Below are 18,996 nucleotides of genomic sequence, written 5' to 3'. Positions count from 1 at the left end.
CCGAGGTTGAGGTTTATTCGACCGAGGTTGAGGTTTATTGTAATTCACATCACTCTGCCGCCGCGACCAGATCCCGACCGAGGTTGAGGTTTGCCGGGTTGAGGTTTGCCGGCCTCGGCAGCCCATAGTTGTCCCGCAACGTCTTCCCCGCATATTCCGTCCGGAACAGCCCGCGTCTTTGCAGGATCGGGACCACGTGCTCGACGAACGCCTCGAGCCCCGACGGCAGCACCGGCGGCATCACGTTGAAGCCATCGGCCGCCCCCTGCTCCCACCAGTGCTGGATCGCGTCCGCCACCTGCTCGGGCGCGCCGGCGAACGTCCGGTGGCCGCGGCCGCCGCCCAGCCGCCCGATCAGCTGGCGCACCGTCAGCCGCTCCCGCCGCGCCAGGCTCACGATCAGCGTGTACCGGCTCTTCGCCCCCTCGATCTGATCCTCGCTCGGAAGATCCCGCGGCAGCTCCGCGTCGAGGTCGAGCTCCTCCGGCTTCACCCGCAGCGTCTGCGCGAGCTGGCGCTTGGCATACTCCGGCTTGATGAGCCGATCGAGCTCGGCGTCGAGCGCGTGCGCCTCGGCCTCCGTGGCGCCGAGGACCGGCACGATCCCCGGCAAGATCTTGATCGACCCCGGATCGCGCCCCAGCGCGCGCGCGCGCCCCTTCAGATCGACATAGAACCGCTGCGCGTCCTCCAGCGTCTGCTGCGCCGTGAACACCGCCTCCGCGTACCGCGCCGCCAGCTCCTTGCCGTCGTCCGACGAGCCGGCCTGCACGAGCAGCGGATACCCCTGCGGCGAGCGAGGCACGTTGAGCGCCCCCTCGACCTTGAAGTACCGCCCCACGTGCCGCGGCGGGTAAATCTTGCGGTCATCGCCCCAGACGCCGTTCTCCTTGTCGCCGAGCGGCGCGTCGTCGCCCCAGCTGTCCCACAGCTTCAGCGACACATCGATGAACTCCGCCGCCCGCGCGTACCGGTCGCTGTGCGCCGGCAGCTCGTCCAGGTTGAAGTTGCGCGCCGCGTCCACGCCCGCCGTCGTGACGATGTTCCAGCCCGCCCGACCCCCGCTGAGGTGGTCCAGCGAGGCGAACCTCCGGGCCAGGTTGAACGGCTCGTTGTATGTCGTCGAGGCGGTCGCGATCAGCCCGATGTGCTCGGTCACCCCGGCGAGCGCCGCGAGCAGCACCGTCGGCTCGAGCGTCCCGGCCGGCCTGCGGCCGACGTTGTTCCACAGCACCGGGCTGTCGGCGAGGAACACCGAGTCGAGCTTCCCCCGCTCCGCGATGCGGGCCAGTTTCTTGAAGTGCGCGACGCTCGTGTTCGCGAACGGATCGCTCTCCGGCAAGCGCCACGAGGCCTCGTGGTGGCCGACGCTCATGAGAAACGCGTTGAGATGCAGCTGTCCGGGTCGTTGGGTCACGGGGAACTCCGTTCCAGTTCAGGGTTCGCGTCAGGATCTCCGGCAGCGGCCGCGCCCGGCGCGACCCCCAGCGCCGAAAGCAGCGACTCGCGGTGGGCGAGGAACCGCGGATCGCGCAGCGGCCGCGGCGCCGGCAGATCGATCCGCCGCTCCTCGGCGATGCGGCCGCCCTCGAGCACCAGCACCCGATCGGCGAGCGCGATCGCCTCGTCGACGTCGTGGGTCACCAGCAGCACGGCCGGCCGGTGCCGCGCGCACAGCTCGCGCAGGAGGTCGTGCATGCGCGCGCGGGTCAGCGCGTCGAGCGCGCCGAACGGCTCGTCGGCCAGCACGAGCTCCGGATCGCGCACCAGCGACCGCGCCAGCGCCACCCGCTGCTGCTCGCCGCCGGACAGCTCGACGGGCCACGCGCGCTCCCGCCCGGCGAGCCCCACCTCCGCGAGCGCGTCCAGGCCGCGCTCCCGGGCCTGCGGCACGTCGAGCCCGAGGATCACGTTGTCGAGCACCCGCGCCCACGGCAAGAGCCGCGTGTCCTGGAACACGACCGCCCGGTTGTCCGGCACGTGCAGCACGCCCGAGCCGGTCACCTCGTCGTCCAGCTCGGCGATCGCCCGCAGCAGGGTGCTCTTGCCCGATCCGCTGCGGCCGAGCAGCGCGACGAACTCGCCCCGCTCGATCGTGAGGTCGATCCCGTCGAGCACCACGCGGGCGCCGAAGCGGCGGACCAGGCCGCGGATCCGCACCGCGGGCGGGGCCGCCGTCAGCCGGCCAGGATGCGGCGCCATGACAGGGCCTTTCGCTCGATGAGCCGCACGGCCGAGTCGGAGGCCAGGCCGAACAGCCCGTACACGACGAGGCCGAGGAGGATGATCTCCGTCTGCCCGTACGAGCGCGCCAGCGACATCATGTAGCCGATGCCGCTCGTGGCGTTGATCTGCTCGACCACGACGAGCGCCAGCCACGCGCCGGTCACCGCCAGCCGCAGGCCCATCAGGAAGCCCGGAAGCGCCCCCGGCAACGCCACCTTCCGGATGAACTGCCACCTCGTCAGGCGGACCGTCTCGGCCAGCTCCACGTAGCGCGCGTCGATGGTGCGCAGCGCCGCGTGGGTGTGGACGTAGACCGGGATGACGACGCCGAGGGCGATGGTGAGCACCTTCATCTGCTCGCCGATCCCGAACCAGAGGATCAGCAGCGGGATGAGCGCCAGCGTCGGGATCGCGCGCTTGATCTGCACCGGCCCGTCGAGCAGCGCCTCCCCGACGCGCGTCAGCCCGGCGAGGAGCGCCAGCACCGTGCCCAGGCCGGCCCCGAGCGCGAGCCCCAGGAAGGCCCGCTGCGCCGACGTGAGCAGGTTGGACAGGAGCCGCCCGTCGGCGATCAGCTCGTGGGCCGTGGTCACCACGGTCCACGGCGCGGAGAGCACGCGCGCGTCGAGCGCGCCCGTCGCCGAGGCGGCGGCCCAGAGCGCGAGCAGCAGCGCCGGGCCGAGCGCGAGGCCGTACGGGATGCGCCGCCCCGGGCCCAGGCGGCGCCGCAAGCGGCGGCTGGACACGCGGCGGCCGGTCGGGGCGCCGGACGGCGGCGCGGAGACGTCCGCGGTCGCGGTGAGATCCGGGAAGCTGGCGAGGCGCGGCGAGGCGGCGCTCGTGGGCAGTGCGGTCGTCATGGAGTGCTCCTGTCGGCCGTCGCCGGCCGGTCCGTCGGTCCGGCGCCCTCGGCGGCGCCGGCCACCTCCGCTCCGATCGTCTGGAATCGGAGGTCGAAGATCGTCCTGGCCTCGAACCGCTTCTGGCCGGAGGCCTCGGCGAGCAGATCGGCTGTCTCCTGGGTCAGCGCGATCGCCTCGGACCAGTCGCCCGGGTACTGCGGCTTGCCGGAGGCCTCGATAAGGAAGCGCCCTTCCCTGGCCGAGAGGCCCTGATCCTTGACGTAATACGCCTCGATCCAGGCCTCCGGATGCGCGTAGGCCCACAGCTGGGCCCTGGCCCGCCACTTCGCGTAGTCGACCAGCGCGGCCGCCTTGTGAGCGTCCTTGAGCACCTCGGCGCGCACATGAAGGAAGCCCAGGTTGTCGCGGACGCCGTGCGCGATCGACGAGGCGCCCTCGGCGCGGTACTCGTTGAGATAACGCAGCAGGGTGACGCCGGACAGCGGCGCGACGTCGACCTGGCGGCTGGTGAGCGCCTCCTTGAACTCGGTGCTCCCGAGCTGGACGAGCGTCACGTCCTTCTGCGACAGCCCGGCCTTCTTCAGCACGCGCAGGACGAGCGCGCCCTGCGCCTGCCCCGGCGAATAGGCGATCTTCTTGCCGCGGAGATCGCCAATGGACGCTACCTGCGCGCCCGGCGCGGTGGCCAGCTCGTAGATGGGCTTCTCCCGCACCTGCACGGTGAGGATCTTCACGTCGACCCCGGTGAAGGTGGCGTGGATGGGCGGCGTGTCGCCGACCGCGCCCGCGTCGAGCACCCCGGCGCGGAACGCCTCGATGGTCTGCGGTCCTCCGCTGATGTTCTGCCAGTCGACGCGGAACGGCAGCCTGTCGATGTCGCCGGAGAGCTGGAGTTGCTTCTGCACCGTCGGATCACCGATGCTGAGCCGCGTCTCGCGCGGGATCTCGGCCGGGATCGGGGCGTCCGGGGCCAGCGTGGCAGCGGCGCTCGCCTCGCCGTCGCGCTTGCACCCGGACGAGGCAATCAGCGCAGAGAGCGCCGCGAACGTCGCGAGTGAGCGAATCCTGTCGATGAACGAGCGCAGATGGACCTCGGTGCGCGGCTGGAAGCGGTGCCGTTTTGCTGCTGCCCAGGCGCCGCCCCGCCCGCCGCCCAGCCGGCGGGGGAGAGGAGCGCTCGGGAGACGCCGGGATGGGCCTCGCGGAGCCGATGGCTCGCGGCCCGTCCTCGGGATCGTCTCGCCGTGACCAGCAACGCCCATGCCGCCGCGCCGCTCGCCCGTGGACGGCGCCGTCCAGCGGCCCGCGCCCGCCGTCGCGCGGCGCCCGCCGGCCGCGGGACGGTCGGGCCAAGGCCGCGCTGCTTCCCCAGCAACAGCCGGTGGTGATCCGCTGCTCCGGCGCGAGCACGGCCCGCCTCCCTCCGGCGGGGGCAGGCGCGGAGGGGGCGGCCCGCTACCGCGCCGCGGCGGGGGCCTCGCGCCGTCCCGGGACGCCGAACGCGTCGAGCAGGTAATCGCGGAAGGCGCGGATCTTGGACGGCAGGAAGCGCGTCCCCGGGTGGACGAGGTACAGGGAGGCGGCGCCGTGGATCGCGTAGTCCTTGAGCACGGGCACGAGCCGCTTCGCGTCGAGGTCGCCCCGCACGTTGATCGCGGGGACCAGCGCGATCCCGCCCCCGGCCAGCGCGACCTCGCGGCAGAACGAGAAATCGGAGGCCGAGATCGCCGCGCGCACCCGGAGCTCCGCGCGATCGCGGCCGTCGCGCGCCGAGAGCGCGATCGTCGCGTGGCCGCGCGCGGTCTGGGCGAGCAGCAGCCGGTGCCCCGCGAGGTCCTCGGGCCGGCGCGCGGCCCCGTGCTTGCGGAGGTAGGACGGCGCCGCGAACAGGCCGACCTCGATGTGCTGCAGCTTGTGGGCGATGAGCGACGAGTCCGGGAGGATCGAGGTCGCGCGCAGGGCCACGTCGACCTGGTGGGCGTCGAAGTCGAGGAGCGCCTCGGTGAGCAGCAGCTCCAGCGAGATCTCGGGGAAGCGCTCCGCGAAGCCGGCCGAGAGCGGCGCCAGGATGCTCAGCCCGAGATCGAACGGCGCCGTCACGCGCAGGTGCCCGCGCGGCCTCGAGCGCGCCTGCTGCACCGCCACGTTCGCGTCCTCCAGCAGCTCGATCGCCCGGCCGACGCGCATCCGGTAGGCGAGGCCGTCCTCCGTCGCCTGCACGAGCCGCGGGCTGCGGCGGAGCAGCTCCACCCCGAGCGCGTGCTCCAGCCGCGTGATGCGGCGGCTGACGCTTCCCTTCGTCTCGCCCAGCGTCTTCGCGGCCGCCGTGATCGATCCGAGGTCGACCACCAGGCAGAAGGCCCGCAAATCGCTCACATTCGCGTCGATCGTTTCCGTTTTGGCAACCTGGCGTTTCATTGCAGGGTCATTGTACCATTATCGGAAACGACCTAGGGTGGGCTCATCATGGATCGCCGGGCTGCATTAAGGCTCCTCCTTGCCGCGGGCGGGGCCGCACCGATCGCCGGCGCCTGCGGGCGCTCGACGTCGACCGCGCCCGGCCCGGCTCCGGCGTCGAGCTCCACGTCCACCGCGGCCGAGAGAGGTTCGATGTCCGACACTCAGCACAAGGCGCGCGAGGGGCGCATGCCGGCCCTGTTCCTCGCGCACGGCTCTCCCTTCCTGCTCGACGATCGCGCGTGGGTCGCCGAGCTCGCCGCCTGGGCGCAGGCGGTGCCGCGCCCCACGGCGATTCTCATGATCTCGGCCCACTGGGTGGACGCGCCGGTCACGCTCGGCGCCACCGAGACCGTGCCCCTCGTCTACGACTTCTACAACTTCCCCGAGAAGTACTATCAGGTGGAGTACCCCGCGCCCGGCGCCCCCGCGCTCGCGCGGCGCGTCCGGGAGCTGCTCGGCCCGCTGGGTCCGGTCGCCGAGGCGCCTCGCCGCGGGCTCGACCACGGCGCCTACGTGCCGCTCCTCTGCATGTACCCGGGCGCGGACGTCCCGGTGCTCCAGATCTCTTTGCCGACGCTCTCTCCGGCTCCGCTCCTCGAGATGGGGCGAGCGCTCGCGCCGCTCCGCGACGAGGGGGTGTTGATCGTCGGCAGCGGTTTCTTGACCCATAACCTCCGCGCGGCAGACTGGCGCGGAGATGCGGTCGCGCAGCCCTGGGCCACGGAGTTCGACGCATGGTGCGCCGAGGTCCTCTCGCAGCGCGACGTGGGCGCGCTCATCGAGTACCGTGCCCGCGCGCCGGGCGTGCGGATGGCGCTCCCGACCCACGAGCATTTCGTGCCGGTCGTCGCCGCCATGGGGGCGTCGATCGACGTGAGCGAGCCGGTGCAGTTCCCCATCACGGGGCTCACCTATGGCTCGTTCACGAGACGTTCTGTGCAGTTTGGCTGACCAATAAGGAGATTGTCTCTCATGCTCACCGCTCGTTTCGCTCGCATCGCCCTCCCCGCCGCGCTCTTGCTCTCGCTCGCGGGGTGCGAAGATCCGACCAAGGACAAGCCCAAGGCGACCATCTCGACCGCCGCGCCCGCGCAGACCCAGGCCGCCGCCGCGCCCTCGGGCCCCACCGAGGCGCTGCCCCTCGACGCGGCCGCCTCGACCATCGGCTTCGTCGGCTCGAAGGTCACGGGCAAACACGAGGGCAAATTCGAGAAGATCTCGGGCTCGATCACGCTCGCCGGCGGCAAGGCCGCGGGCGGCAAGCTCACCGTCGAGGCCGACGCGTCGTCGGTGAAGAGCGACGCCGAGAAGCTCGACGGCCACCTCAAGTCGCCGGACTTCTTCGACGTCGAGAAGTACCCGAAGGCGACGTTCACCTCGACCGAGATCAAGGCCGGCGGCGAGAAGGGCGCGACCCACACCGTCACCGGCGAGCTCGATCTGCACGGCGTGAAGAAGACGATCACCTTCCCGGCGACCATCACCGAGGGCGCCGATGCCGTGTCGGGCAGCGCGGAGTTCGTGATCAACCGCAAGGACTTCGGCATCGTCTATCCGGGCAAGCAGGACGATCTGATCCGCGACGACGTGCTGCTGAAGCTCTCGCTCAAGGCGCCCCGCAAGCAGGGCTGAGCGCCCGCCGAGCACCGGGCGGGCGGGAGCGGATGAAGCCCCGCCAAAGGAGGGAGCGCCTCCGTTCCCGCACCCACCTCCGCCGCCGCTCCCGCTCCCGTCAAGGCATCGGGTACACGAGCGAGAGCCCGGCGATGCACATCTCGTCGAACGTGCTCCCCTCGCCGTAAGCCACGTCGATCGTCGCGCTCATATGAGCCTCCTTGAGCGCCTTGACCACGTACGGGTTCTCCGTCGAGTTGTTGTACGTGCACCGGATCTGGAGCACATCGCCCGGCTCGAGCGTCGGGAGCGACTCGATGGGCGCGTCGTACGAGTACGAGCGCTGCCAGGCGAACTCCCACTTCGGCGCGTGTGCCAGGCACTCCTCCTTCGGCTGATCGGGCGAGCCGTTCGCCCGCGTGACCGTCACCTTCTGGTCGAAGCCCAGGTAGTGCATGTGCAGGAATTCGCCATAGATGCGCATGCCCGGCGGGAACGGTATCTCTTGCGCCACGGGCGAGTCCGCGGCCGGGATCGTGAACTGCTCCGTCTCCACGTGGTCCTTGCTGTCCGCGGGGACCAGGAACTCGACGCCGTTCTTGTCGCCCGGACCCGGTAGCAGCCCGAAGCCAAACTCGTTGACCGGGTCTTCGAAGTTGCCGATCAGGTGGTACAGGAAGCCGTACTTCGGCTTCTCCTTGGTGAGCCTGAGCTGGATGCGCGTCAGGTCCGGGTCGGCCGTGGTGCCGGCGGGGTGGTAATGGATCTGCATCATGATGAGCGACCCCTTCGGGATCAGCTGACCCACCCCCTCGGGCAGATCGACCGGGTCCGTGCCGGGAGCCCAGGCGGTGAGCAGCGGGAGCGCGCCCAGGTCCGAGCCCGCCGGCTCCTCGCCGTCGCCGCACGGAAAGCTCCCGTCGGGGCCGGCCAGGTTCGCGATCGACCGCTCCGGATCGATGGCGATCAGCCCGTGATGAACGACCTTGTTGTTGCCGGGCACCATCTGTAGACCGTTCAGGTAGTGGTCCTCCGTGAGCCCGGGATCGATGACGAAGCAGCGGAACTCGTCCTGCTCACCGGAGGTGACGTAGGGCTCTTTCGGGTGAACCTCGAGGGTCGTGCCCGGCAGGTCGGGGCTCTTCGGCACGAACGCGGCGGGCGCGTCCCTGGGATCACCCTTGGGGCTGCCGGCCTTGCTCCAGGCCTCCAGGGTGCTGATCTCCTCGTCGGAGAGGCGGATGTCGCCCTTCCACGCGTGGCGGGTCGAGCACTCGTCCGTGTCACGCACGGCGAAGGGCGGCATCGTGCCCGCCTTGGTCGTCTGGACCATGAGCGCCGCGACAGCCTTGGCGTCGTCGTACGAGGTAATGCTGAAGGGCGCGATATTGCCCGCGGAGTGGCAGCCCATGCAGCTCCTCTGCAGGATGGGCTCGACGTCCTTGTGAAACGTGGGGCTACTCCCAGCGGCCTGGGGCTCCTCGGGCTCGTCGCTCCCGGAGCAGCCGGTGAACGAGGCGGCGCCTGGCAGGGCGAGGGCGAAGGTGACGGCGGAAAGCGAGGCTCGGGCGGCGGAACGCGAACGCGATGAAACGAGCATGAGACCTCCGGGCAGCCGGATCCTTCACGAGCGAAGGGTCCGGGCGCTTGGTGAGAAGCCGCGGGCGGTGGCTCCCCGTTCGTACCCGGATCGCGCCCGCCCGTTCAACGCTCCTTCGCGATGGTCACCGCCGGATTGCTGCTCTCTGCGCGCCTTGGCCCGTCGTGGCTTCTTCCGCGGACGGTGCAGGTGATAGGTCTCGAGCCGATCGATGAGCGTCCGCCGCGAGAGTGCATGGGGAGCGGGAGGCGGTTCGACCGCCCGCGAGGACCGAGATCGGTGCCAGGAGGCGGTTCGACCGCCCTTCCACCACCTTGATCGATGCGGCAGGGGCCGTTCGACCGCCGTTCCACCACCTTGATCGGTGCGGCGGGAGCGGTCCAACCCCCCTTCCACCACCTTGATCGGTGCGGCGGGAGCGGTCCAATCGCCCTTCCGCGACCCCTACCGAGGCTCCGGTGGCGGTTCGACCGCCCTCCACCGCGGCCTTCGCGTGAGCGCGCGCGGTTCGGTGCGACCGCAAGCGGTTGTACGCAACCGCTTGCGCAGAGACGCAAGGCGCGCCGCGCCCCACGCCCGTGTCTCTGCCCACACATCCCGGCGACACCGGGCTGTTCGGCCGCATCCGCAACACATCGACAGCGCACGTCGTCCCGCTGGCATGGCGGTTGATTTCGCCTGGGACATCGCCGGAAGGCGATCGCGATACCACCCCGTCCTCTGTGCTTCATCACTGCACCGACGGGTGCTCGCTCACGTTGCGAGGGAGAAGCTGATGCCGAGATCCAGGCCGAATACGAAGAAGTCTTCACCCGCCAAGCCTGGTGCGCCGAGCGAGGCGGCCAAGGCGTTCGCGCTCGTCGAGCCCGAGATCGACGACGTCCGCGAGGTGGTGCCGATCAACGTCGATATTCCCCGCGCTGTCGCCGTGGCCATCGGGGCCGTCCCGCACCTTCAAGCGCTGCGCCCGCGGTTCGTGGAGGAGCTCCCCAAGCACCCCCTGAGCCAGCTCGACAAGCTCCAGACGTATGCGCTCGCCGCCTGGTACGCGCACCTGCTCGCGCTGCCGACCTCTTCCGGGCCGGACGCGCTCAAGCGGCTCCTCGACGACGCCGCGCCGCTCCGCGAGGACCTGCTCGTCGCGGCAGAGGCGCTGGCCCACAAGGGGATCGTCGACGCGCAGCGGGTGGCCGAGATCCGAAGCGGTCAGGGGCACCTCGACACCGCCAACGACCTCGTCGCGCTCGCGGCGCTCTTCAGCGAGGTCTGGGACGCCGTGAAGAACAGGACCACGGTCGAGTGGGGCGACGTCGAGCGCGCCTCCCGGCTCGGGCCGGAGCTGCTCGTCGCGCTGGGGGCCCGCCAGCAGCCGGGCCTGCCGGCGCCGAAGGCGGGCGATGCGGCCGAGCGGCGCGCGCGGGCGTTCACGCTGCTCGTGAACGCCTACGATGCGTGCCGCCGCGCGGCGTCGTACCTGCGCTGGAACGAGGGCGACGCCGATGCGATCGCGCCGTCCCTGTTCGCCGCGCGGGGCGGCGGGCGCAAGCCAGGAGCGGGGAAGAACAACGCGGGCGACGGCGGCGGCAGCGCGGGCACGGAGCCGGGAGCGCCGGGCGGTGAGCCTCTCCTGGAGCCAACCGTGGAAGCGTAGCTGTTCTTCACGCCGGGCGGGGCATCCCACGGGCAGAGGCGCCGGAACACATCCCCCGTAGCCCCCCGGTCACCGGTTCCCGCCAACACGCCTCCGCCTCGATCCTTCCGGGCCTGCCCGCCGAACGTGATCGCGACGTGCCGCCCGGCGCCGTGCTGAGCGCAGCTCGGCACGGGCGCACCGCCGCGCAGCTGGGCGGCAATGAAGCGATGCGCATCAGGAGTCTCTCTTACCCACGAGGATTCTGCCGATCGCTCGGGCATCGAGCACGCCGGGAAGCTCGCGCAACGACACCACTACGCGCTCGCAGAAGAGATCAAGCTCGCGTGTTGCCTGACGCACAGCGCTCTGGAGCGCCTCGGGGTTCATGGCGAACTCCCTCGGGTGCGCCGGCAGGTTGTACTCTGTCTCCTCTCGGATGTGCAGCATCGGGGCCTGGTACCAGACGGTGAGCCACGGGTGACCGATCCACAGCATCTCCGGCGAGTCCGTCCTCTGCTCGGTCGCGATGTGCCAATTGTCGAGGTCACCAAGATCGCCGCAACAGGTCGGGAGTACCAGGTTCTCGCCGTCGTCGACGAGCGCGAGCCCGCCGTAGAAAGGGCCGATTTCATCAAGGTCGGCTGGGACTCCGTCGGCAAAGTGGACCTGCAAAACCCTGTGGAGCAGATCGGCGGAGTTGAGCGCGTCCAGCGCCACCAGCCACGATCCCGGAACGACGGGGTCCACGCCGACGACGCCACCCGCTCGAAGGCAGGCCCGCCAGTAGGTCTCGCTCTCCTCTGCCGTCCATGGGCTCGTGGTCGGCTGAAGCGCGGATCCATAGGCTCCTGGCGCGAGTTCAACGACGGGCAACAGGCGGAGGTTGTCCGAAAGGGCGCGCGCGCGGCACGGCACACCGGACTGGGGTTCACTCGAGGGAGCCATCATCTACGCCCGCCTGCCAGACGACATTTACTCTCGCTTGACACCGATGTCACTCCAGCAGCATCGCCGCGTGGGCGAAGGCCACCAGCACCAGCCCGAACAGGTGCACGACTCCGAAGCGCTCCAGATTCCGCTCGAGACCGCCGAAAGCCCTCCGGACCACGAAGAAGGCCACGGCGACTACCACGTAGACCCCTCCGAGGTGGCCGGTCGGGATTCGCAGGAGAAACCCAGCGACGAAGACGGTGAGGGCGAGGCCGGACAGCAGGAGAAGGCTGAGCCAGGGATCGCGCCCGCCGCTGAGCCGGATCGCGGGCACCGAGTAGATCCCGCCGAACAGGACGCCGAGGAAGGGTACCGCCAAGCACAGGAGGAGCGCTTCTCGCGCGCGGTGGCCAGGGGTCGGGGGGATCATGGGTCAGGCAACGTCAACCATCCACGGCGACCAGCTATTCCGAGTCCTCGGCGCACAGTCTTGGCGGATCGGTTCACCGAGATTCCTCGCGGAGGATCTCCACGCAGAGACGCACGCAGGCGCTGCAGCTGGTGATCCTGCCAGCGCCTAACAGCGCGGGCACATCGACCAGCGAACGCTTGCAGAACGAGCACGCAAGATGCGGGTCCCGATAACCGAGCCCTGTCCGCGTCTTGCTCGGCTCGCCGTCCTTCCAGAATCGCCACCAAGGGCGCCATCCGAGGACGTTATGGCGGCGAAGACCGCGGGCACATTTTCGAACGCAAGCGCTGCAAATGCTGACATCAGCGGCAGCGATGAGGCGCTCGAGGACGGCCACCCCGCGTCGACAGAACGAACACTGAGAACGCGCATCGGCCACTCCGTCGCTGGCCACCACCCTGTCCGATAGTTCAATCCAGATGCCCGGCATGCGAACAAGCTCTCATCACCCCTCGAGCTGTAGCCTGTCATCATAGGGCCACAGATCGTCGTGCGGTTTCATCGTGAAGATGAAACAGCGGTTGGTGAGCAGCTCGACGCGCTCCTCCCGCGTCAGGCCATCGCCATCTTCGACCGTTGACTCCAGCGTGCCTAGATCGCGCTTACCGTCGACGTTGTAGTACAATTTTTGGCCCACTCGATAGTCCCTGCGGAAGGCGGTACGCCACTGCGAGTTGCTGCCCCAGCCATGGGACAGGTCCTGCCCGGGGCGGTTCTTCCGCCGGTACGTCCAGTACATGGTAGATGATTCGGCGATGTCCTTGCGGATGATCTCGCTGCCGCCGCGCACGCGCACTCCGGCCCGAGAGAAGAGCATGTCACCGAGCATCAGGCACGGCCAGGCGTAGCTTACGATCGACACCGGCTGACGGCAGTCATCGGTGTACTCGACCTCGACGATCTCATGATAGAACGGCGAGAACGAGGACATCTGGGCGATGGTGAGCCCTAGCGCCTCCGCGAACGCCACGAACTCGGCCTGCGAGATCAGTGGCCCCGGCCAATCCGATCCGTCCGCCGTCCCACGCTGAAACCGCAACAGCAATGTATCATTGACGCGACTCAAGGCATACAGCCGCCACAGGTCCTCGACGTCCGCCGACGGAATGGGGCTTCCGCGCCGGGAAGCGAAGGAGCGGAGCCAGATCCGCTCGTCGGCATTCGCCTTGAGCCAGGGCGCGAGCACATCCGGATAGAGCGAGCCATCGTCGTACTCGAGGAGCGAGTCATGGAGCTCACGGTAGCTTGTTTGCGCGCTGTGCATTGCGTTCCCGATGGCCCTAACGATGCTGGCGCCCAGCTGCGGGTGCCAGACCGAGCGTGGCGAGGGAGGGCGCCGTCATCCGCAACGGTTTGCTGGGCAGCGCCGCCGGCCTCACGTAGGCTCCTGTTCTCACGGGCGAAATACTTCGTCTATGCGGGCCTGGAGTAGCCTCTTGGCGTCGTCACGAAGCGGCTCACCATGAGCGCTGATAATATGGCGAAACGGCAGGTCGGCGAGGCGGCGAAAATCGGAAAGATCGGGGGTGCACGCCGCTCGCCAGGTCGCGGGGATGTTCGCCGCACCGATCAACCCTTGAGCGAGGAACAGCGCGCCCGTTTCATCGAAAAAGAAGGGATCGACGTGTGACCAGTTCTGCACGGCGTCACACGTAATGAGGATTCCGCCCTCCCGCGGGAGCAAAACGGCGGCTTCAGGGAACCGCGCCGTCGTGAACTCGAATACGATGCCTCCGTGAGCCGGGAACGGGCCCCCTGCTGCGAGCGCTCGGTCGGCAGGTCGGCCGTCGGCCGCCGCTGCCTCGGGGAGCGCCCACAGGGTGGCGCCGTAACGGTCGCGATAGAAGGGATCATCTCGGCCGTGGAATGCTCCGAGCCGCACGACGTGGCGGACCTGGCCGAGGGCGTCGATCTGGCGCAACCCTTCCTCGGTCAGGCGCACGGTGTTCACGAGCGTGAGGTCTCGATCCTGTCGGAGCACGGTCATCGTGCGGCTCGTCTGGAGATCGATCCCAGCGTGGTGAGTCCTGTTCGTACCAACGACGTAAAAGACCTCTGGGAATGCGTCTTGAACCTCACCATGCGGCCATGCGGCGCTGTACTCGAGCATCTGGAATGTCTCCTCACGGTTGCGGCGTCGCGCCGCCGCCGGGAACCTAACCTGGGTCGCCCCACGATGGCATGCCATTCCTGTTTCCAGGACGCGGTCGGATGAAGCCACCAGGTCTCGCCGCATGTGAGGAGAGAGAGAGGGGGAAGGGCATGATGCTCCGGCTCTGGCGAATGTTCTGGCGCTCAGCGGCGGCGCGAAGCGCTGCCCGATTGAATACCTTGTTGGACTGCGTCTTCGGTCGGGGCGGTCAGCTCCTTGGTCATCATGATCCGCGGCGAGACCTTGAACCCCTGCCCCTCGTACAAAGCGATCGCTCGCTGATTGTCCGGTCGCACCATGAGATGGACGGCGTTCACGTTGCGCTCTCGCAGGTGTTGTACGGTCGATTCCAGCAGGGTCCGCCCGAGGCCCCGTCGTCGGGACCCGGGCTCCACGAAGATTTCTGTCACGAAAGCATCACGCCCCGCGAACTCAAGATCATACCCGAACGTGGCCAGGCTATAACCGACGGGTGAGCGACGCACGCCGACACGCGCAACCAAGATCAGCCCGAGGTCCTTGTCGTTGAGCACACGGTGCAGAGCGGGAATCATGGCCTCGGGCCTCCAGAGGATGCCCTCGGCCTCGTTGAAGGCGACCATCAACGGAAGGATGTCGTGCGCGTCCGCACTCCTGGCGAGCGCTATTTCTTCGGGCTCTTCCATGTTCGTTCACCCGCTCCGCTGTCTTCATCCGCATAGCGCCGCGCCTCGGCCGCGCGGGCTTCCCGCGTCGGCTGCAGGCGTTTGTTGGCGCAGGCCGCACATCTGTTCGTGGAGCTCGGATAGCCCGGTCGACTCCATTCGCCCAAGTTCAGCCTGGCGCACGAAGCATGGCCCGCCGAGCCCGTTCACCCGAGCCCTGCCGAGCTCCCCAAGGGTAGCCCCGCCTCGTACCGCCGTCGCTGGTCTGCCCGGTGCGTCGCCCGTTCGTCTCGGCCACGCCTCCTGAACTGCCCGCATGTAACCGATAGTACAGGGGCCTGCGGCTTCTGTCAGGCGGATCTTCGCGTCTGCCGAGCGCGATCGAGCGCGCCACGATCGTGCTCGCCGCGCCGGTCTCGGCCAGGGCGTGAGAACGATGCGCGCATGTTCCATAGCGACGTCTCTCGACACGCCCTCTGCCTGCTCGCAGCCTTCTCCGCCTCCACGCTCCTCGCCGGGTGCAGCGATCACGACGCCGTGCCACCGCACGAAGGCGATCCGGTCTGCACCGGCTGGGGCGACGAGGCGCCTGCCGACGGCGTCCTCGAGCTGCCCCGCCCGACCGGCCCGCACCCGGTCGGCACGCAGATCCGCGCCCTCACCGACAGCGCGCGTGGAGAAGAGGCGACGGAAGATCCGGACGACCGCCGTGAGCTCATGGTGCAGCTCTTCTACCCGGCCGATCCTTGCGGCACGGGGCAGCTCGCGCCGTACCTGTCGCCGGAGGAAGGCGACAGCCGCCGCACGACGGGCGGCCTCCCGGCCGAGGACGGCTTCGAGGCGAGCATCCTCACGCACGCGCGCGTGGGCGTGCCGCTCGCTGAAGACGGCGCGCCGCTCCCGGTGCTCCTCTTCTCGCACGGGTTCGGGATGCTCCGCGCCGACTACACGAGCCTCCTCGAGGACCTGGCGAGCCACGGCTTCGTGGTGGCCGCCATCAGCCACACCTACGACACCGAGCTCACGGTGTTCCCCGACGGCCGCGCCGTGCCCTTCGGCTCGGTCGTCCTGACGCCGGCGATGGACGCGTCGGAGGAGGAGATCGAGGCCTTTTCTCAGGCAATGGGCGAGCACGTCGCGGTCTGGGTCGACGACGCGCGCTTCGTGCTCGACGAGCTCACGGCCGCCGCGCAGGACGACCCGGGCGGCCTGCTCACGGGCCGGCTCGACCTCGAGCGGGTCGGCGTGCTCGGCCACTCCTACGGCGGCGCGATGGCCGCCGAGGCGTGCGCCCGCGACGACCGCTTCGACGCCGGCCTCGACATCGACGGCAGGCTCTTCGGGCCGCAGGACGGCGCCGGCGGCAGGGGCCTCGCGCAGCCCTTCTTCATCCTGCTCGCGGCGGACCACCCCGACGATCCGAGCATCGACGAGACCTACGGCGCGCTGAACGGCCAGGGCTACCGGGCGCGGGTCGAAGACACCGCCCACCTCACGTTCTCGGACCTGCCGATCGTCGTCGAGCACTTCCTTGGCGAGGGCGTCCTCCCGGAGCTGCTCGGCACGCTCGATCCGGCCCGCGCGGTCGAGATCACGAACGCGTACACGCGCGCCTTCGTCCAGGCGCACGTGCGCGGCGAAGCGGCGCCGCTGCTCGACGGCCCCTCGCCGGAGTACCCGGAAGTGACCTTCGAGAAGCGGCCCTGACATCGGGAGAGCCCGATGAGCCCGCCCGCCCAAGCGCCGCGCCCGCCCGTCCACACGCCGCGCCCGCCCGCCGGCCCCGCGCTCCTCGCCTCGGCGCTCTGGAACGTCGAAGATGTCAACCCCCCATGTCCGCGGTACACCCACGTCGTGGGCGCTGTAGAGTCGGTCCCCGGAGATCGCCGCCGTCCTCAAGCCCCTGGAGAGGTTCATGCTGACGAAGCTCAACGAGCGTGAAGCCGTCGCGTCCTGCGAGCGCTGCTGGGAGCAGGAGATCGTCCCCGCGCTGCACGACTACATCCGCATCCCCAACAAGTCGCCCGCCTTCGACCCCGCCTGGCGCGAGAACGGCCACATGGACAGGGCGGCGTCGCTCATCGCGGCCTGGTGCGAGGCGCAGCCGATCCCCGGGCTCACGGTGGAGGTCGTGCGCATCGGGAACCGCACGCCGGTGATCCTGATGGAGGTGCCGGGCACGCGCGACGACACGGTGCTCCTCTACGGGCACCTCGACAAGCAGCCCGAGATGACTGGGTGGCGCGAGGGGCTCGGCCCCTGGGAGCCGGTGCGCGAGGGCGACAAGCTCTACGGCCGCGGCGGCGCCGACGACGGCTACTCGGCCTTCGCGTCGCTCGCGGCGCTGCGCCTGCTGCACGAGCAGGGGATCCCGCACGCGCGCTGCGTGATCCTCATCGAGGGCTGCGAGGAGAGCGGCAGCCCGGACCTGCCGGCCTACATCGACGCGCTCGCGGGGCGCATCGGCAAGCCGAGCCTCGTCGTGTGCCTCGACTCCGGCTGCGGCAACTACGACCAGCTCTGGACCACGACGTCGCTCCGCGGGCTGCTCCAGGGCACGCTCGACGTGAACATCCTGCGCGAGGGCGTCCACTCGGGCGTGGGCAGCGGCGTGGTGCCCTCGAGCTTCCGGATCCTGCGGCAGCTCCTGTCGCGCATCGAGGACGAGCGGACCGGGCGCGTCCTCGTGGACGCGCTGCACGTGCAGATCCCGGAGGAGCGCGCGGCGCAGGCGCGGGCCGCGGCCGACGTGCTGGGCGCGTCGGTCGTGTGCGAGCTGCCGTGGGTGAAGGGCGCGTGCCCGGTGACCGGCGACACGGCGGAGCTCCTCCTGAACCGCACCTGGCGCCCCGCGCTCTCCGTGACGGGCGCCGACGGCCTGCCGCCCATCGCGGGCGCGGGCAACGTGCTGCGCCCGTTCACGAGGGCGAAGCTCTCGATGCGCCTGCCGCCGCGCCTGGACCCGAAGAAGGCGGCGGCGGCCCTGAAGGAGGCCCTGGAGAAGGACCCGCCGTACGGCGCGGAGGTCCGGTTCCACGTGAGCGAGCCGTCGGCCGGATGGGACGCGCCGGCGACGGCGCCCTGGCTCGAAGCGGCGGTGCGCAAGGCGTCGAAGTCGTTCTTCGACCGGCCGGCGATGGGGATCGGCGAGGGCGGGACGATCCCGTTCATGGCGATGCTGGGAGAGAAGTTCCCGGAGGCGCAGTTCCTGATCACCGGCGTGCTCGGGCCGCAATCGAACGCGCACGGTCCGAACGAGTTCCTGCACCTCGGCATGGGGAAGAAGCTGACCTGCTGCGTGGCGAGCGTGATCGCGGACCACGGGGCGCGGGCGCGCTGAGGGACGCGGCCGCGCGCTTTGCAGACGCGCGCGTCCACGGCGGGGGCGGTCGCGAACGGGAGCCCGCGCGCGCCGCCCGTCGACACACCGTTGACACACCGCCGGGATCGCCGTGTGCTGGGGCCGAGGAGAACATCGTGATGGCACAATTTCGATATGCCGCGCTCTGCCTCGCTGCGCTCTGCGCGGGCGGCTGCGGTTCGAGCGACGAGCCCGGGGACACGGGCACGCCGGGCACGGGCGGCACGGGCGCGACAACCACCTCCCAGAGCTCGAGCTCGAGCGGCGCAGGCGGCGACGGCCAAGGGGGGACGGGCGGCGGGACCGCGACGACGACCGTCGTGGTGAACGAGATCTCGGCCAAGGGCGGCGACTGGATCGAGCTCGGCAACCCGGGCCCGGGCTCGGCCGACCTCGGCGGGCTCGGCCTGTGCGACTCCGACGACAGCGGGCAGTGCAACGCGGCCGACGCGCTCAGGTTCCCCGAAGGCACGCAGCTCGCCCCGGGCGCGTACCTGCTCATCCTCGGCGACCAGCTGCCCGAGGACGGCTCTGGGCCCCACACCGCGTGCCTGCCGGACGGCGGACCGAGCAGCTGCTTCTATGCGACCTGGAAGGTGAGCGCCTCCAGGGGCGAGACCGTCTACCTCATCTCCGAGAGCGACGAGGTGCTCGCCCGGCTCGAGTACCCGATCGAGGCGGCAGCAGATGGGCAGACGTGGGGCAGGTTGCCCGATCTGACCGGCGAAGGCGCCGCCACGGCGCCGACCCCCGGGGAGGAGAACGCGGCGCCCTGACGCCCAGCGGAGCCGCGGCGCCCTGACGCTCCGGCCGAGCCGCGGCGCACTGGCGCTCCGGCCGAGCCGCGGCTCCTCCTGGGCCCCGTCGGCCGTCGACGGCTATCCCGCCATGCCGAGCGGCCGTGCCGAGCAGAGCGAAGCGTGCGAAAACGTCACTGAACCGCGATGCTCATGTCACCGACGTCTGCACTCGAGATCCTTCGCGCTCCGCTGCTGCCACCGCGCCGCCTCCGGGCGCCCCGTCCGGAGGGAGGGCCTGCGC

The 18,996-nt window shown here is 70.2% G+C and carries 18 protein-coding genes; 6 read left to right on the top strand and 12 right to left on the bottom strand.

The window, feature by feature from the left end:
• Positions 1-49: 49 nt before the first annotated feature.
• The 5 genes from WMF39_RS00895 to WMF39_RS00875 form a co-directional block, all read right to left on the bottom strand.
• Entirely contained in the window at positions 50-1,417 is a 1,368-nt protein-coding gene (locus WMF39_RS00895) for an LLM class flavin-dependent oxidoreductase (protein ID WP_437743669.1), read from the bottom strand.
• Positions 1,414-2,202 carry an ABC transporter ATP-binding protein gene (locus WMF39_RS00890; protein ID WP_437743668.1) on the bottom strand — a complete coding sequence of 263 codons (789 nt, stop codon included), beginning with the start codon at positions 2,200-2,202 and terminating at the stop codon, positions 1,414-1,416. Before WMF39_RS00890 ends, WMF39_RS00895 begins: the two co-directional genes overlap by 4 nt.
• Positions 2,178-3,086, bottom strand: coding sequence for an ABC transporter permease (locus WMF39_RS00885; protein WP_437743667.1), 909 nt, complete (start codon positions 3,084-3,086; stop codon positions 2,178-2,180). Before WMF39_RS00885 ends, WMF39_RS00890 begins: the two co-directional genes overlap by 25 nt.
• A complete protein-coding gene (locus WMF39_RS00880) occupies positions 3,083-4,246 on the bottom strand; it encodes an ABC transporter substrate-binding protein (protein ID WP_437748144.1) in 1,164 nt (387 codons plus the stop codon). The genes WMF39_RS00885 and WMF39_RS00880 overlap by 4 nt, the downstream gene beginning before the upstream one ends.
• A 298-nt stretch (positions 4,247-4,544) precedes the next feature.
• On the bottom strand, positions 4,545-5,465 hold the full coding sequence (locus tag WMF39_RS00875; protein WP_437743666.1) for a LysR family transcriptional regulator: 921 nt from the start codon (positions 5,463-5,465) through the stop codon (positions 4,545-4,547).
• Between the two features lie 234 nt (positions 5,466-5,699).
• Here WMF39_RS00875 and WMF39_RS00870 point away from each other — a divergent pair, with 234 nt between their 5' ends.
• Both WMF39_RS00870 and WMF39_RS00865 read left to right on the top strand, forming a co-directional pair.
• The gene (locus WMF39_RS00870) at positions 5,700-6,500 is read left to right on the top strand and encodes a dioxygenase family protein (RefSeq protein WP_437743665.1); all 801 of its coding nucleotides are present in this window, start codon (positions 5,700-5,702) and stop codon (positions 6,498-6,500) included.
• A 21-nt stretch (positions 6,501-6,521) separates the two neighbouring features.
• Positions 6,522-7,181, top strand: coding sequence for a YceI family protein (locus tag WMF39_RS00865; RefSeq protein ID WP_437743664.1), 660 nt, complete (start codon positions 6,522-6,524; stop codon positions 7,179-7,181).
• Positions 7,182-7,281: 100 nt separating this feature from the next.
• On the opposite strand, the gene WMF39_RS00860 is transcribed toward WMF39_RS00865, so the two are convergent.
• Positions 7,282-8,763 (bottom strand): hypothetical protein, encoded by a 1,482-nt coding sequence (locus tag WMF39_RS00860; protein WP_437743663.1) that lies wholly within the window; start codon positions 8,761-8,763, stop codon positions 7,282-7,284.
• Positions 8,764-9,538: 775 nt separating this feature from the next.
• On the opposite strand from WMF39_RS00860, the gene WMF39_RS00855 reads away from it, so the two are divergent.
• Positions 9,539-10,414, top strand: a complete 876-nt coding sequence (locus tag WMF39_RS00855; RefSeq protein WP_437743662.1) for a hypothetical protein — start codon at positions 9,539-9,541, stop codon at positions 10,412-10,414.
• A 216-nt stretch (positions 10,415-10,630) separates the two neighbouring features.
• Here WMF39_RS00855 and WMF39_RS00850 read toward each other — a convergent pair whose 3' ends face one another.
• From WMF39_RS00850 to WMF39_RS00825, 6 genes are all read right to left on the bottom strand, one after another.
• Positions 10,631-11,344 (bottom strand): hypothetical protein, encoded by a 714-nt coding sequence (locus tag WMF39_RS00850; protein WP_437743661.1) that lies wholly within the window; start codon positions 11,342-11,344, stop codon positions 10,631-10,633.
• A gap of 46 nt (positions 11,345-11,390) precedes the next feature.
• Complete coding sequence (locus WMF39_RS00845; protein ID WP_437743660.1) at positions 11,391-11,705, bottom strand: hypothetical protein; 315 nt, start codon at positions 11,703-11,705, stop codon at positions 11,391-11,393.
• A 124-nt stretch (positions 11,706-11,829) separates the two neighbouring features.
• Positions 11,830-12,228, bottom strand: a complete 399-nt coding sequence (locus WMF39_RS00840; protein WP_437743659.1) for a ClpX C4-type zinc finger protein — start codon at positions 12,226-12,228, stop codon at positions 11,830-11,832.
• Between the two features lie 15 nt (positions 12,229-12,243).
• Positions 12,244-13,062 carry a hypothetical protein gene (locus WMF39_RS00835; protein ID WP_437743658.1) on the bottom strand — a complete coding sequence of 273 codons (819 nt, stop codon included), beginning with the start codon at positions 13,060-13,062 and terminating at the stop codon, positions 12,244-12,246.
• A 129-nt stretch (positions 13,063-13,191) separates the two neighbouring features.
• Positions 13,192-13,908, bottom strand: coding sequence for a hypothetical protein (locus WMF39_RS00830; RefSeq protein WP_437743657.1), 717 nt, complete (start codon positions 13,906-13,908; stop codon positions 13,192-13,194).
• A 185-nt stretch (positions 13,909-14,093) separates the two neighbouring features.
• Positions 14,094-14,615 carry a GNAT family N-acetyltransferase gene (locus WMF39_RS00825; RefSeq protein WP_437743656.1) on the bottom strand — a complete coding sequence of 174 codons (522 nt, stop codon included), beginning with the start codon at positions 14,613-14,615 and terminating at the stop codon, positions 14,094-14,096.
• 423 nt (positions 14,616-15,038) lie between these two features.
• On the opposite strand from WMF39_RS00825, the gene WMF39_RS00820 reads away from it, so the two are divergent.
• The 3 genes from WMF39_RS00820 (at position 15,039) to WMF39_RS00810 (ending at position 18,731) form a co-directional block, all read left to right on the top strand.
• Complete coding sequence (locus tag WMF39_RS00820) at positions 15,039-16,301, top strand: alpha/beta hydrolase family protein (RefSeq protein ID WP_437743655.1); 1,263 nt, start codon at positions 15,039-15,041, stop codon at positions 16,299-16,301.
• 208 nt (positions 16,302-16,509) lie between these two features.
• Complete coding sequence (locus WMF39_RS00815; protein ID WP_437743654.1) at positions 16,510-17,934, top strand: M20 family metallopeptidase; 1,425 nt, start codon at positions 16,510-16,512, stop codon at positions 17,932-17,934.
• A gap of 140 nt (positions 17,935-18,074) precedes the next feature.
• The gene (locus WMF39_RS00810) at positions 18,075-18,731 is read left to right on the top strand and encodes a lamin tail domain-containing protein (protein ID WP_437743653.1); all 657 of its coding nucleotides are present in this window, start codon (positions 18,075-18,077) and stop codon (positions 18,729-18,731) included.
• The last annotated feature ends 265 nt before the right edge of the window (positions 18,732-18,996 follow it).

The sequence above is a fragment of the Sorangium sp. So ce1504 genome (assembly GCF_051521635.1).
Classification (GTDB): domain Bacteria; phylum Myxococcota_A; class Polyangia; order Polyangiales; family Polyangiaceae; genus Sorangium; species Sorangium cellulosum_B.
The sequence above is the reverse complement of the archived record's forward strand: the minus strand, read 5'-3'. Positions and strand labels throughout refer to the sequence as shown.

Bases quoted from the DNA above. Each gene is read 5' to 3' on its own strand.
- WMF39_RS00810 (WP_437743653.1), top strand. From the start codon at position 18,075: ATGGCACAATTTCGATATGCCGCGCTCTGCCTCGCTGCGCTCTGCGCG.
- WMF39_RS00830 (WP_437743657.1), bottom strand. From the start codon at position 13,908: ATGCTCGAGTACAGCGCCGCATGGCCGCATGGTGAGGTTCAAGACGCA.
- WMF39_RS00815 (WP_437743654.1), top strand. From the start codon at position 16,510: ATGCTGACGAAGCTCAACGAGCGTGAAGCCGTCGCGTCCTGCGAGCGC.
- WMF39_RS00850 (WP_437743661.1), bottom strand. From the start codon at position 11,344: ATGATGGCTCCCTCGAGTGAACCCCAGTCCGGTGTGCCGTGCCGCGCG.
- WMF39_RS00890 (WP_437743668.1), bottom strand. From the start codon at position 2,202: ATGGCGCCGCATCCTGGCCGGCTGACGGCGGCCCCGCCCGCGGTGCGG.
- WMF39_RS00865 (WP_437743664.1), top strand. From the start codon at position 6,522: ATGCTCACCGCTCGTTTCGCTCGCATCGCCCTCCCCGCCGCGCTCTTG.
- WMF39_RS00870 (WP_437743665.1), top strand. From the start codon at position 5,700: ATGTCCGACACTCAGCACAAGGCGCGCGAGGGGCGCATGCCGGCCCTG.
- WMF39_RS00860 (WP_437743663.1), bottom strand. From the start codon at position 8,763: ATGCTCGTTTCATCGCGTTCGCGTTCCGCCGCCCGAGCCTCGCTTTCC.
- WMF39_RS00840 (WP_437743659.1), bottom strand. From the start codon at position 12,228: ATGCCGGGCATCTGGATTGAACTATCGGACAGGGTGGTGGCCAGCGAC.
- WMF39_RS00835 (WP_437743658.1), bottom strand. From the start codon at position 13,062: ATGCACAGCGCGCAAACAAGCTACCGTGAGCTCCATGACTCGCTCCTC.
- WMF39_RS00825 (WP_437743656.1), bottom strand. From the start codon at position 14,615: ATGGAAGAGCCCGAAGAAATAGCGCTCGCCAGGAGTGCGGACGCGCAC.
- WMF39_RS00885 (WP_437743667.1), bottom strand. From the start codon at position 3,086: ATGACGACCGCACTGCCCACGAGCGCCGCCTCGCCGCGCCTCGCCAGC.
- WMF39_RS00855 (WP_437743662.1), top strand. From the start codon at position 9,539: ATGCCGAGATCCAGGCCGAATACGAAGAAGTCTTCACCCGCCAAGCCT.
- WMF39_RS00820 (WP_437743655.1), top strand. From the start codon at position 15,039: ATGTTCCATAGCGACGTCTCTCGACACGCCCTCTGCCTGCTCGCAGCC.